An 11,972-nucleotide genomic window follows, 5' to 3' on the forward strand; every position below is an offset into this window, starting at 1 on the left:
CGCGAGGCCTTGGCTGAAGCGATCGAGCTCGTCACGCGATTCGACGACGAGCTGGCTGGGCGCATCCGCACTCACGCCAACTTCGAACGCTGCTTCATCGAAGTGGGGAGTCCGCGCCTGATGTCGTCGGTCTGACTGCACTCCTGGCGCCGAGCCGCACAGCGGGCGTGCCCCGTGCTCAGCCCCAGTACTGCCAGCAAATCGATCTCGTGCTGGACCCGGCCGGCCAAGCGCATCAATCGCTCGCGCTCAGCGGTCATCTGCTCCGTCGGGCCTGTGCCTTCGCCCTGAGCGGCGCGCCGATGGGCAGCAATGATGGCGAAGAATGCTTCTCGCTCTTCCTGGAGCATTTGTTGCAGCAAGGCCCGTTGGATCTTGTAGGCCTGCAGTGCTTCGCCGTTCTGTGCCATGGCGCCCTCCGGTCGTGACGGTCAGCGGCGGTGCATTATTAGTGGCGGTGCCAGGTTTACTCGACCGCCGCCACGGGTTCCGGGGCAGGTCCACCTAAAGCGCGCCGACTATAAAAGCCTTCGACCCCATCCAGCACGCCATGGCAACCATCATCAGGTTCTCTGTCATCGACACGAATCCAAGGGGCACTTGGCTATCGCCACCGACGCAAGCGCACTTGAGTTCGCGCTTGTCAACATAGACCGCTTTGAAGACAGAGGCCGCCCCGACGGTGCCGATGAACAGGGCCAACGGGGCGGAGAGCCAGGGGCCTACGCCTGCAAGCATCAGCGCACCAGCCAGCCCCTCTGCAAATGGGTAGATGTAGGCGTAGCGAACCCAACGCCTGGCGAGCAGGTCGTAGTTGAGGAACATGGTGGAAAAGCTCTCGACGTCCCGCAGTTTCTGAAGCGCGAGCAGGCACATCGAAATGGCGACGAAGCGCTCCACGGCTTGCACGATCAAGACGCCGTTTCTTTCGTCCCAACCTGCCGCAAGTGCCATCACTGCGGCCATGCTGAACAACGCGACGATCGGTGCGTAGCTCACGTCACCCTCGCCTTTCACCGGATCACCGAAAAAGGCCCGCAGGGCGTCATGCCCACCAATGCGCCGGCCATCAATGAAAGTCTGCGGCGTCGTCTGTACGCCGTGCAGCTTTTTGAAGGCCTCGGTTTCAGCATGGCTCGACAGGTGGTGGTCCTCCACCTCGTAGCCGTGGCGCCTCAAGAGGTCCAGTGATTTGAGGCCGAACGGGCAGACGTGTTCGGGCATCACCATTCGGTATAGCACCGCACGTTGCGTCTGGCTTGTCATCCTCATGGTCCTTCGCACGGTGAATATTCTCTGCGCGATGGTACATTTGTACCAATGTAGTTTCAGCGCCATCGCGCCCATGCTCACCACGTCGAAAGCCGCCGCACTTGCAGCGCTCACTGCGGCAGTCCTGGCCGGCGCTTGGTACGTGCGCCAGCAGCGGCAGGAGTTCCGGGGCGGTTTGGCGCCGGCTCCTGCGTCAGCGAGTTCGGCGGCGTCTGCGTCTGCTCCGGCGCCTGCAGCTTCCGTCTCGCTTGCACCTGCGGCGGCGGCCTCGGTTCCCGAGCCCTCACCAGCCGATCCGCTGCAGCTCACGGGCTTAGCAGATGCATTGATCGACCTGCTCGGCCGCAAGGCGGTTGCCAGCCAGCTCCAGGTCGACGATTTCGCGCATCGGGTGGTTGCCACGGTCGACAACATGGATCGCGAGCAGGTGTCAGCACGCCTGTGGCCCGTCAATCCAACGCTTGGCCGCTTCACCGTGCGCCAGCAGGCCGGCCACACCTACATCGATCCGGACAATGGGCTGCGATATGCGCCATTGCTGCTACTTGTCGAGACCGTCGATGCCGCCCAGTTGGCGGAGTTGTATCGCCGCATGTACCCCATGCTGCAAGACGCCTACGTCGACTTGGGATATCCCAAGGGACGGTTCAACGACCGACTTTTGGCCATCATTGACCATCTGCTCGATACGCCGGTACCTGACGGTCCGCTCGAGGTCAAGCTTCCAGCGTTCGACCCTTCCGTGCGACCACCGCGGCCATGGGTTCTGTACCAGTTTGCAGACCCCGCGCTTGAGTCGTTGTCGGCGGGCCAGAAATGGCTGCTGCGATTGGGACCCGTCAACGAGCGCCGGATGAAGATGCGCCTTGTGCACCTGAGGAAAGGTCTGCTGGCCGCCTCCGGGCAGGCCCAGTGATGCTGGCGCGAACGAAGTACATTCGGTCGGATATTTGCTTCTCTTTGCCGGGCGCTGCGTGAACCAGTCTCGCAATATTCCCGACGACGTCACACGCTTTGTGCTGACCAGCGTGCCTTCCGTGCCGCACCTCGAAGCGATGCTGCTTTTCCATCGCGAGCCTTCGTTGCGCCGTACGGTCGCCGAAGTGGCACGGGCGCTCTATCTGCAGGATCGTGCGGTCGCTGAACTGCTGCAGGCCCTTTGCAAAGCACGCATCCTCGCGTGCGAGGACGAGCACTACTGGTACGCCCCCGACGAGATGCTGGTTGACTCGGTGGCTAGGCTGGAGCAGGCCTACCGCGAGAATCTAATGGGCGTGACCAACCTCATTCACAACGCGACCCAGAAGACCGCGATGCGTTTTGCGGACGCCTTCAAGTGGCGAAAGGACACCTGACGTGGACAAGCTGATTTACGGCCTGTGCGCCTTGACCGCGCTGACCTGCGCATTCCTGCTGTTGCGCAGCCATGCCAGGAATGGGTTCCGGATCCTGCTGTGGAGCGGTCTGTGTTTCGTCGGGCTGACGGCGAACAACGTCCTGCTGGTGCTCGATAAGACGTTGTTCGCCCACATCGATCTGTCGTCGTGGCGGCTGGTCACGGCGCTGGTGGCGATGGCGCTGCTGGTCGCGGGTCTCGTCCTTGAGGGTGATCAGTGAGTACCGAAGCACTGAATTCGTTCCTGCTTGGCGGCATCGCCGCGCTGACCTTTGTCGCGGGCTTGTTCTTCCTGCGCTACTGGCGCAGCACCCGGGACAGGTTCTTCCTGTTCTTCATGCTGTCGTTCTTCATCGAGGCAGCCAACAGGGTCCACATGGCACTGACCGCGTCATGGAACGAAGACAGCGCATCGCACTACGGCGTGCGCCTCTTGTCGTATGGGCTCATCCTGCTGGCCATCTGGGACAAGAACCGGCCGCGCGGCAAGTAACGCATCCAAAGCCTCAAGGCACGAGCACGTCGCCAGCGCGGACCCAGAAGACGACGGGGCGGGTCAGGAAGCGCGGGAGTCCTCACTGGAGCCGGCCGGCTGAGGCTGGGGCGCGAGCGGGTGTAGACGCGCCAGTTGCGCCAGCATCAAAGTACCGTACAGCGGCTGGCTGATCCAGCGGGCGACCAGCTTGGCGCCGAGCGCGGCCGCCATCAGACTGAGCACCATCGCGTGGCCGTCCACCATCTCCATGACGATGATGAAAGCCGTGAGCGGCGCCTGGGTCACTGCGGCCAGGAAGGCTGCCATGCCCAGTGCGATCAACGCGGACGAACTGTCCGCCCAGCCCGTTAACAGGGCCACGTCGTTGCCAATTCCTGCGCCAATGGCCAGCGAAGGCGCGAAGATGCCGCCTGGCACCCCGGACCAAACAGCCAGCCACGTGGCCGCGAAACGCAGGGTGACGTACAGCAGCGGCATGTCGGTGTGCCCTTCCAGCAGCCGACGTGTGTACTCATAGCCGCTGCCGAAGCTGGCGCCGCCGCTCACCCAGCCGATCAGCGCGATAGCCAGCCCGCATGCCGTCGCGAACGCCACGGGATGTCCCTTCCGCCAGCGGCTGAGCCGATCTGGCGCGCCGACCAGAGAGGCATGCAGAAGTCGCGAGAACAAGCCACCCAAGGCGCCGCTGGCCAAGGTCACCAGCAGCGCGGGGAACAGGAATCCCGGCTCCAGCGGCGGCACGTGAATTACGCCGAAGTAGGTCGAGTTACCGAAGGCCGACACTGCCATGAGGCCGGCCAGCACGATGGCGGCAATGATCAAGCCACTGTTGCGCTGCTCGATGCGCCGGCTAAGCTCTTCAATCGCGAACATGACGCCGGCCAAGGGCGCGTTGAACGCGGCTGCGATACCGGCCGCACCACCGGCGATCAGCAAGCCGTGATCGGACACGGGAGATCCTTTGGGCAACCAGCGGCGAGCGTGATGCATCACGCCGGCGGCAATCTGCACCGAAGGCCCCTCCCGCCCGCTGGCGAGCCCCGCCATCAGCCCGCCCGCGGTGAGGATTACCTTTGCCGCGCTGAGGCGCAGCGACACGAAGATGCTGCGGCCTTGCTCGTCCACCGTTGGTTCAAGCGCGGCCATCACCTGGGGGATGCCCGAGCCTGCGGCGCCAGGCGCGAATCGCTGGGTCAGCCAAACCAGAATGCCGAGGCAAAGAGGCGTCCAGATGAAGGGCAACCACCCATGAACCGCCCGTATAGCCGCAAAGCTACCCAACGCACGTTCGCACAGCCACGTGAAGCCCACCACTGACAGCCCAGCCAGGACTGCGAAGAGCAGGACGACGAACCGTCCCAGCCATTGGCGCCAGTCCGAGAAGTCGTCGCGAATCGATGCAACAACATCGGGTTGCTTCGGTTGCTGATGTCTTGGCGGTGTCATGGGGCGATCGTGTCACACAACATTTGTACAAATGTATATGTTACGCTTGCGTTGCCAAATTTACGGGCCGGCACCCCCGGCTGACATCAGATGAAAACCTTCGCATCGCGCGCACTGATGTGCGCCTTTCCCCTGATCTTGGCGGCCTGTAGCAGTACCAAGCTCGTCGAGCCGCCGAAGAACGTGGCATACACGGCGCCGACGACGGCAGCGCCCGCGCCGAACGCTGCAAGCGCCCCGGCTCCTGCTGCGCCCATGCGGCCTGTTCTCGCAGCCCACCTGGATCCGAACAACGTCCTGTATCGGGATCGAAGCGTCTATTTCGAGTACGACGGCTCCGCTTTGAGGGACCAGGACAAGCGTCTGATCGAGACTCATGGCAGCTATCTCGCCCGCATGCCAACGCTGCAAATCAGGATTGAGGGCAATACGGACGAACGGGGCAGCAGGGAGTACAACCTTGCGTTGGGCCAGCGTCGCGCAGAAGTGGTCAAGGCGGCGCTGATGGTGTTCGGCGTTCGTGATTCGCAAGTGGAGGCGGTGAGCCTCGGCGAGGAAAAACCTCGCGCAACGGGGCACGATGAATGGGCTTGGGCGCAGAACCGACGCGCCGACGTCGTGTACCCCTTCGCGACCAAGTAGCAGATAACGACGGTCCAAGAGCCCGCCGACCGCGTGAGCGCAGGCGGGAAAACTGGCTTGGGCACCGGTGAGGTGCCCTCTTTTTTCGCGGGTTCAGATGCTCTACGGACTGACTGCGCTGCAGGAGTTGGGTTGGCCCATCGCCGTCGCGTTGGCGTGGGTCGTCGGCGAGCTGGGGCACCGATGGACCGGGCTGCCCCGCATCAGTCTGTACGGCGTAGTCGGGTTCGCGCTGGGGCCAGCGCAGGCCGGGTTGCTGACGGCGACGACGGGCGGCACGATGATGCTGCTCGCCAACATCGCCTTCGGCCTGATCCTGTTTGAGTTCGGGTATCGCATCAACCTCAACTGGCTGCGGCACAACCCGTGGCTGGCGGCGAGCGGCCTGCTGGAGTCGGGCCTGACCTTTGCCTACGTGATGCTGCTGGCATGGCTCTGCGGGTTGCCCACGCTCACGTCGCTGCTGCTGGCTTCGCTGGCCATGTCCACCTCGCCGGCCGCAGTCATGCGCGTGATCAACGAGCAGCGCAGCTCGGGCCAGGTCACGGAACGGCTGATCCACCTGACCGGCCTGAACTGTGTGCTGGCGGTGTTCACCTTCAAGGTGGTCGTGGGTGTCTGGACTTTCCAGAGTTCAGGCAGCCTGGTGCAGGCAGCGCTGAACAGCGTTGTGCTGCTTGCTGCCTCCGTGGCGCTTGGAGCGATCTTCGGCGCCACGGTGCCGGCGTTGCTTCGTCGGCTCGGCAACCTCAGCCGCGATGCGACGGTTGCGTTCGCGATCTCGGTCATGTTGCTGGTGGCAGTCGCGCACGCGTTCAAGCTCTCGMCCGTGCTGGCAACGCTCACGTTTGGCCTGATGGCTCGCCACCGGCGCGTCACCTTCAGCGCCACGCAGCGCAACTTCGGGGCGCTCGGGGACTTGCTGACCGTGGTGCTGTTCATGTTCGTCGCCAGCACGCTGGAGTGGCACCGTGTCGTCAGCGGACTTGGACTCGGGCTGGGATTGATCGCCGTGCGGGCCTTTGCCAAGGTGATCGGCGTCACGCTGCTAGCCCGGTGGAGCGGCATCTCGGTGCGCAAGGGCATGTTGACGGGGATGGCCATGACGCCGATCTCCGTCTTCGTGATCCTGTTGCTGGAGCAGGCCCGCTACCTCGGGGTCGACCTCATCGATCAACTCGCCCCCCTGGCAGCAGCAACGTTGCTGCTCGAGTTGGCGGGGCCCATCGTGACGCAGCGGGCGCTGATCTGGGCCCGCGAAACCCCCGAATCTGCGGAGCACTGATGGCCCTGGAAGCCTTTACCAAGTCGGCCGCCTTGACCCTTGGGGTCGAGCTCGAGCTGCAGCTGGTGTCCTTGAGCGACTTCGACCTGATCGACGCGAGCCCGGACATGCTCGACCTGCTGGGCCGCGCCAAGTTCCCTGGCAACGTGGTGCCTGAGATCACCGAAAGCATGATCGAGATCTCCACAGACATCCAAACCTCGCACACGGGCTTGCTGTCCCAGTTGCGCGACATCCGCGATGCGCTGGTGCGCGCCGGCGACACCCTCAACGTCGGCGTGTGCGGAGGCGGGACACACCCCTTCCAGCAGTGGAGCCAGCGCAAGATCTACTCCAAGCCCCGCTTCAAGGAGGTCTCTGCCCTGTACGGCTACCTGGCCAAGCAGTTCACCATCTTCGGGCAACACGTTCACGTGGGCTGCACGTCCGGCGACGATGCGATGTTCCTGCTGCATTCGCTGAACCGCTACGTGCCCCACTTCATCGCGCTGTCGGCTTCGTCGCCGTTCGTGCAGGGCAAGGACACGCTGTTCAACTCGGCGCGGCTGAACTCCGTGTTCGCTTTCCCGTTGAGCGGCCGCGCGCCGTTCGTGCTGGACTGGCGCGGTTTCGAGCATGGCTACTTCGTCCACATGGAGCGCACAGGCATCGTCAAGAGCATGAAGGACTTCTACTGGGACATCCGCCCCAAGCCGGAGTTCGGCACCATCGAGCTGCGGGTCTGCGACACGCCACTGACCGTGGAGCGGGCTGCCGCGCTCGCCTGCTATCTGCAGGCACTGTGCGCCCATCTGCTGGAGCGCAGCGAGCCGCCGCCCGTGGAAGACGACTACCTGGTCTACAACTACAACCGCTTCCAGGCCTGCCGTTTCGGGCTGGATGGCACCATCGTGCACCCCAAGGGTTATGAGACGCTGTCGCTGCGCGAGGACATTCTCGCGACGCTGCGACACCTGGAGCCACATGCTGACCGGCTGGGGAGCCGCGCTGCGCTCGACCATTTGTACGAGGCCACGCACGAGGGCAGCGACGCGAGCTATCTGCGCCAGCAGCATGCAGACCGGGGCAGCCCTGAGGGCATGGTCGACGCTGCGCTTGCGCGCTTTAGAGCCCAGATGCCGCCCGAGCTGTCCTTATGATTTGCGCATGGCCAGCCGACAACCCTCCAGCCCCCTTCAGTCCGAGGGCGAAGCCCATCAGAACGATGACGCAGCGCAAGTGCTGAGGCAGTTCCGGCAGGTGCTGAGCACGGTCAAGACGCACTTTCAGCAGGTCGAGAAGAAGTCGGGGCTGGGCGGGGCGCAGGCTTGGGCGTTGAGCATCGTTCAGGAGCGACCCGGCGTAGGTGTCAGCGATCTGGCACGTGCGATGGATATCCATCAGTCCACCGCCAGCAATCTGGTGAAGGTGCTCATCGAAAAGGGGCTGGTGGGCACACGCAAGGAGAGCCTTGATCGAAGAGCCGTACAGCTTTACTTGCTGCCAGACGGAACCAAGGCTCTTCGCAAGGTGCCCGGCCCCTTTGCTGGCGTTCTACCAGGCGCTCTGCACTCACTCGACGCCCCCACATTGCGCCGCCTCAAGAAAGACMTGGCCAAGCTGATCGTGGTCCTCAACGCCGACGAGAAGGCCGGCGGGATCCCGTTGGGCGACATGTAGCTTGCAATATTCCGCTGGGATTTGGCCCCCTGTTCTTCCTCCCTGGGCAGGCGCCGACTGAGTGTCTGCGAGCATAGGTGCGGTTGATGTTCAAGGGTCCAAGGCCAACGCCGTGATGGCTGTCGCTAGTTCACCCGGCCAACTAGATTTGCGTCACGGGCTACCTTCCAGGCGCCGCCTTCTTTGCGCAGGATCGTCAGCGTGTGGCCGTCTCGTGAGGTGGGAGGCGACCCATCGGTCGAAGGAACCGTTGCAGTCATGCGAGTTCGCATGAACGCCCAATCGCCCAACACTTCTATTTCGAGGATCTCGCGCTCCACGGCAACTTTGGGCAGCTTCCCGGCTTTCGCTTCGGCGGCCTTGGCGAAATCAGTTCTTGTCATTGGCGCCTTTCCGGGCGTCAGCAATACGGCGCCGCTAGCCAAGACGCCAAGAACTCCGTTGGCGTCGCCATCGCATGTGGCCGACACCCACGTCGATACCAAGTCTCGAATCAGTTGCTCGTCTGATTGCTTCATTTCACATCCTTCCATTGCAGAAGAAGCAGCAGGGAGACCGYGCCTAGCCTCAGAACAGCAAAAAGGCGGCAGCCGCCAGAACAGTCGGGCCGAGCGCCCCCAGGAGTAACCCACCAGCGCCAATGGATTCATCCTCGAATCCCCGCTTTAGCAGTGCGACGCCGGCCGGGTTCGGCGCGTTAGCGATCACCGTCAGTCCCCCGCCGGCTACGGCGCCGGCCACCAGCATGTACTTCGCGTCCTCCGAGATGCTGGTAATGAGGGAGCCGAGATAGGTCAGCGCCGCGTTGTCGGTGATGCCGGTCAGTCCAAGCGCGCCGAAGAACAGGGCCACTGGTTCCAGCGCCGAGACGATGGGTTGCAACCACCAGCCCTGAAGACCGCCAAGCACAACCAAGCCTGCCAGGAAGAAGGCCACCAGCAGCGCCTCCTTGAGGATCAGCGGGCTTTGATGCCGTTCATAGGCCTGCGTGAAGCCGAGGAACATCAGGAAGAGGCCCAGAAACGCAACTGGATGGTGGGCGAGCAGGACGACACCAGCAAGCAACGCGAGATGCACCAACACCACCAGCAAAGGAACGACAGCTTCCGCTGGCGCCGCATCGACCGGCGCGGCGAGCAGATGCTTGCGAAGCACGAACGTCACGATGGTGGTGTTGGTGACCACGGCCACCGCCGCCTTCCAGCCGAAATGCGTGAACATGAAGGCGCTGTCCCACTGCCAGGTGCTCGCAACCATCAGCACCGGCGGCGCGGCGTAGGAGGTGAGCGTGCCGCCGATCGATACATTGACGAACAGCACGCCCAGGGACAGGTATTTCAGGCGCTCGGGCACCTCGGGACGGAAGACCTGCGGGGCAAGCATCAGCGCGGCAATGGTCATGGCCGCGGGCTCGGTGATGAGCGAGCCCAGCAGCGGCACGGCAGCCAGGCCCAGCCAGGCGCTGGTCAGCGGCGTGGGCAGCGGCAAGACCCGGGTGATGCCGTCGACCGCCCAAATGATGGTGCGCAGCACCGGCCGGGAAGCAGCCACCACCATCACCACGAAGACGAACAGCGGCTCGGTGTAGTTGCGCGATTCCGCATAGGTGAGTGCTTGACTGCCACCTTGCATCACGCCCATCGCGACAATCAGGACGATGGCCCAGAATCCGAACACCACCTCCACCTCACCGAGGAGATGGAACAGGCCTGCGTGCCTTGGGAAGCGGTGGGAAAGGCGTTCGAACTGCTTGGCTGCGAACGTATGTGCCAGGGCGAGCACGAACAGAGCAAGGGCGGTGTACTGGACGGCGTCGTCAGACATCGAGGGCATGGTCGCGGTTGATCCGCGAGGCGGCCCGACCATCGCAAACAACCTGCTGGTCCGCGGTTCGGCCCAGCACCCAGACGTGAGTGTAGCCACGGCACCAGGCCGCGCCACGGGTCCCGTTACCTGGCGGCATCGGCCCAGCGCTCGATCCAGGAGAGCGCCTGCACAACGCCAGGCTTAGCGTCCTACCGCACCGCCATCACCCGGGGTGGACCGCCGGCTGGCGCGAGTTGATAGCTTCATCAATCGCATTGCACAAGGCTATGACTTGGCGCTTCAACCTGCGTCGTGGCGATTGGCCGGCTCGGAACTTCAGGACCGACTCCGGCGTCTGCGGCTGACCATGCCCAACCCCGCCAGCGAGGTAAGGGCCATGACTAGGCTGCCCGGTTCGGGCACTGTGGTCGCCGCCGCAGCCAGATCGAATTCGGCGCCGGTGCCGTTCTTGCCGACTAGGCCTGCATAGGACGTGGTTTGCAGCAGCATGCCGCTGCGGCTGTACTGGTCGAAATACTGCGTCGGCCCCCGAACCACCCACAACGTGTTGTCAGCGTAGTCCATCGCCAATGCACCACCCACCAAATCGCTGAGGGAAGTCATCAGCCGGCCATCCATCTGATAGTTCCGCAGCTCGCCTGCGGCGCCACTCGGCGTGTTCAGGGTGGCCTGCAGCCAAAGCGTGTTGTTGGTCGGGTCGTAGGTGATGCCCGAGGCCCGGGCACCGTCGTCCAGCAGAAACAGCAAGGTCGGGTCGCCCCATTCACGGTCGAAGGAGTAGACGCCCGAGGGGTTGCCGCCAAAGCCGGCTGCGACGGCATAGTTGCGCCGGCCGTCGGTGGCACCATCGACGAGGCCCACGCTGGTCGACTGCACATAGGTCGTGCCGGTTTGCGTCAGATCGAGGTTGTAGCGGCCGCCAAAGYCACTGCCATTGCCCATGGTGCGAACGTCGCCATACACGGCGATGGGCTGTTCACAATGGTTGCAGTAGGTGGGCGCCGAACCAGTGACTGCGTCACCCTGAACCGTGTACAGGCTCTTGGATGACACATTGGTGAGGTACAGGGTCGACACCGGGCCAGCGTAGGCCGGGGCCACCATGGCGGCGGTTGCTGCGGCCGCCAGCAGGGCAAGGGCGGATTTCCGGAATCGAATCATGGCTTCTTTCTTTCTGAGTTGGAGACTGGAGTTCAGGGCAAGCAGGGCAGCAACGTGGACCAACGCGCCACTGCGCCGGGCAAGTCCGAGCGGTTGCAGACCTCGCCGACTCGGCCACGCAACGGCGGGTAGAGCGATTCCGGGAAACGCACGTGTCGCTACTTGGGGATACGCAATCGCCTCGGATGGAGCGTGAAGGCGCTTGGTTTGGTCCGCCGACGGGCCTAGTCCTTACTTGGCGAGATGCCCCTTGAACCGGTGACGCACGTGCATGTAAGGCGCCCGCGCCCCTCGCGACTACGCGGGGCAGGCTGCCGCTCTGTCGTCAGCCTTCGACGAGAAGTGCATAACGTGCACCTTCTACGTCGTTAGCTTTGGCGTCGAGCGGCCGAGGACCGCCGAGGCGGCTCGCTCCGCCGAGCAGCAACCAAAGCTTCTGCACCTGCATCCACAGCTCCTGCGCTGAGTTGGAGGACCTCGGTGGCGGGCTGGCTGCGGCGGACCGGTGTCGGGTAGGGTCGCGCTCACGCTGAGGTCGGCATCAGGTCCGCACCCGCTTCTTGGCGCGTACTCAATGCCTACTGGAACCAGCGCGTGAAGCACACGGCCCCCATGGGGCCGGCGCAAGTTGAGCTAACAGCAACTACGGGCTTATGCGCCGCAGCGTGCTCCTACTCGATGATCGCCTCGTCATCTCCAGTCTCGCTGTGCTTGCGCCAGGCACGAGTCGCGCGTCGCATCAAGTTGAGCTGGGCGACGAAGCGCGCGCAGGCGAAGCAGACCCGCAC

General features: G+C 63.8%; 15 protein-coding genes. 8 read left to right on the top strand and 7 right to left on the bottom strand.

Annotated elements, in window-relative coordinates; genetic code table 11:
• Positions 1–71 precede the first annotated feature (71 nt).
• Both ACXJKR_RS12585 and ACXJKR_RS12590 read right to left on the bottom strand, forming a co-directional pair.
• The gene (locus ACXJKR_RS12585) at positions 72–410 is read right to left on the bottom strand and encodes a hypothetical protein (RefSeq protein WP_457323122.1); all 339 of its coding nucleotides are present in this window, start codon (positions 408–410) and stop codon (positions 72–74) included.
• 94 nt (positions 411–504) lie between these two features.
• A complete protein-coding gene (locus ACXJKR_RS12590) occupies positions 505–1,224 on the bottom strand; it encodes a MauE/DoxX family redox-associated membrane protein (RefSeq protein ID WP_457323123.1) in 720 nt (239 codons plus the stop codon).
• Positions 1,225–1,345: 121 nt separating this feature from the next.
• On the opposite strand from ACXJKR_RS12590, the gene ACXJKR_RS12595 reads away from it, so the two are divergent.
• Genes ACXJKR_RS12595 through ACXJKR_RS12610 form a run of 4 tightly spaced genes read left to right on the top strand, consistent with a single transcriptional unit; the run spans position 1,346 to position 3,161 of the window.
• A complete protein-coding gene (locus ACXJKR_RS12595; protein WP_457323124.1) occupies positions 1,346–2,188 on the top strand; it encodes a DUF3014 domain-containing protein in 843 nt (280 codons plus the stop codon).
• Between the two features lie 34 nt (positions 2,189–2,222).
• Positions 2,223–2,627 (top strand): hypothetical protein, encoded by a 405-nt coding sequence (locus ACXJKR_RS12600; protein WP_457323125.1) that lies wholly within the window; start codon positions 2,223–2,225, stop codon positions 2,625–2,627.
• A gap of 1 nt (position 2,628) precedes the next feature.
• Positions 2,629–2,889: a DUF5985 family protein gene (locus tag ACXJKR_RS12605; RefSeq protein WP_457323126.1), complete on the top strand. Its 261-nt coding sequence runs from the start codon at positions 2,629–2,631 to the stop codon at positions 2,887–2,889.
• On the top strand, positions 2,886–3,161 hold the full coding sequence (locus ACXJKR_RS12610) for a DUF5985 family protein (RefSeq protein ID WP_457323127.1): 276 nt from the start codon (positions 2,886–2,888) through the stop codon (positions 3,159–3,161). The genes ACXJKR_RS12605 and ACXJKR_RS12610 overlap by 4 nt, the downstream gene beginning before the upstream one ends.
• Before the next feature lie 63 nt (positions 3,162–3,224).
• Here ACXJKR_RS12610 and ACXJKR_RS12615 read toward each other — a convergent pair whose 3' ends face one another.
• Complete coding sequence (locus ACXJKR_RS12615; protein WP_457323128.1) at positions 3,225–4,610, bottom strand: chloride channel protein; 1,386 nt, start codon at positions 4,608–4,610, stop codon at positions 3,225–3,227.
• A gap of 90 nt (positions 4,611–4,700) precedes the next feature.
• Here ACXJKR_RS12615 and pal point away from each other — a divergent pair, with 90 nt between their 5' ends.
• The 4 genes from pal to ACXJKR_RS12635 all read left to right on the top strand — a co-directional run bounded on the left by pal (position 4,701) and on the right by ACXJKR_RS12635 (position 8,196).
• A complete protein-coding gene (gene pal / locus ACXJKR_RS12620) occupies positions 4,701–5,252 on the top strand; it encodes a peptidoglycan-associated lipoprotein Pal (protein WP_457323129.1) in 552 nt (183 codons plus the stop codon).
• Between the two features lie 97 nt (positions 5,253–5,349).
• Complete coding sequence (locus tag ACXJKR_RS12625) at positions 5,350–6,537, top strand: cation:proton antiporter (protein ID WP_457323130.1); 1,188 nt, start codon at positions 5,350–5,352, stop codon at positions 6,535–6,537.
• Positions 6,537–7,676 (top strand): YbdK family carboxylate-amine ligase, encoded by a 1,140-nt coding sequence (locus ACXJKR_RS12630; protein WP_457323131.1) that lies wholly within the window; start codon positions 6,537–6,539, stop codon positions 7,674–7,676. Before ACXJKR_RS12625 ends, ACXJKR_RS12630 begins: the two co-directional genes overlap by 1 nt.
• Positions 7,677–7,683: 7 nt before the next feature.
• On the top strand, positions 7,684–8,196 hold the full coding sequence (locus ACXJKR_RS12635) for a MarR family winged helix-turn-helix transcriptional regulator (protein WP_457323132.1): 513 nt from the start codon (positions 7,684–7,686) through the stop codon (positions 8,194–8,196).
• Positions 8,197–8,321: 125 nt separating this feature from the next.
• Here ACXJKR_RS12635 and ACXJKR_RS12640 read toward each other — a convergent pair whose 3' ends face one another.
• The 4 genes from ACXJKR_RS12640 to ACXJKR_RS12655 form a co-directional block, all read right to left on the bottom strand.
• Entirely contained in the window at positions 8,322–8,714 is a 393-nt protein-coding gene (locus tag ACXJKR_RS12640) for a YybH family protein (RefSeq protein ID WP_457323133.1), read from the bottom strand.
• Between the two features lie 49 nt (positions 8,715–8,763).
• Positions 8,764–10,020, bottom strand: coding sequence for a putative Na+/H+ antiporter (locus ACXJKR_RS12645; RefSeq protein ID WP_457323134.1), 1,257 nt, complete (start codon positions 10,018–10,020; stop codon positions 8,764–8,766).
• Between the two features lie 318 nt (positions 10,021–10,338).
• Positions 10,339–11,247 (bottom strand): PEP-CTERM sorting domain-containing protein, encoded by a 909-nt coding sequence (locus tag ACXJKR_RS12650; protein ID WP_457323135.1) that lies wholly within the window; start codon positions 11,245–11,247, stop codon positions 10,339–10,341.
• A gap of 262 nt (positions 11,248–11,509) precedes the next feature.
• On the bottom strand, positions 11,510–11,632 hold the full coding sequence (locus ACXJKR_RS12655; protein ID WP_457323136.1) for a hypothetical protein: 123 nt from the start codon (positions 11,630–11,632) through the stop codon (positions 11,510–11,512).
• Positions 11,633–11,972 lie beyond the last annotated feature (340 nt).

The organism is Roseateles sp. P5_E11 (assembly GCF_054049355.1).

Bases quoted from the DNA above. Each gene is read 5' to 3' on its own strand.
- ACXJKR_RS12585 (WP_457323122.1), bottom strand. From the start codon at position 410: ATGGCACAGAACGGCGAAGCACTGCAGGCCTACAAGATCCAACGGGCC.
- ACXJKR_RS12590 (WP_457323123.1), bottom strand. From the start codon at position 1,224: ATGCCCGAACACGTCTGCCCGTTCGGCCTCAAATCACTGGACCTCTTG.
- ACXJKR_RS12595 (WP_457323124.1), top strand. From the start codon at position 1,346: ATGCTCACCACGTCGAAAGCCGCCGCACTTGCAGCGCTCACTGCGGCA.
- ACXJKR_RS12615 (WP_457323128.1), bottom strand. From the start codon at position 4,610: ATGACACCGCCAAGACATCAGCAACCGAAGCAACCCGATGTTGTTGCA.
- pal (WP_457323129.1), top strand. From the start codon at position 4,701: ATGAAAACCTTCGCATCGCGCGCACTGATGTGCGCCTTTCCCCTGATC.
- ACXJKR_RS12630 (WP_457323131.1), top strand. From the start codon at position 6,537: ATGGCCCTGGAAGCCTTTACCAAGTCGGCCGCCTTGACCCTTGGGGTC.
- ACXJKR_RS12640 (WP_457323133.1), bottom strand. From the start codon at position 8,714: ATGAAGCAATCAGACGAGCAACTGATTCGAGACTTGGTATCGACGTGG.
- ACXJKR_RS12645 (WP_457323134.1), bottom strand. From the start codon at position 10,020: ATGTCTGACGACGCCGTCCAGTACACCGCCCTTGCTCTGTTCGTGCTC.
- ACXJKR_RS12655 (WP_457323136.1), bottom strand. From the start codon at position 11,632: ATGCAGGTGCAGAAGCTTTGGTTGCTGCTCGGCGGAGCGAGCCGCCTC.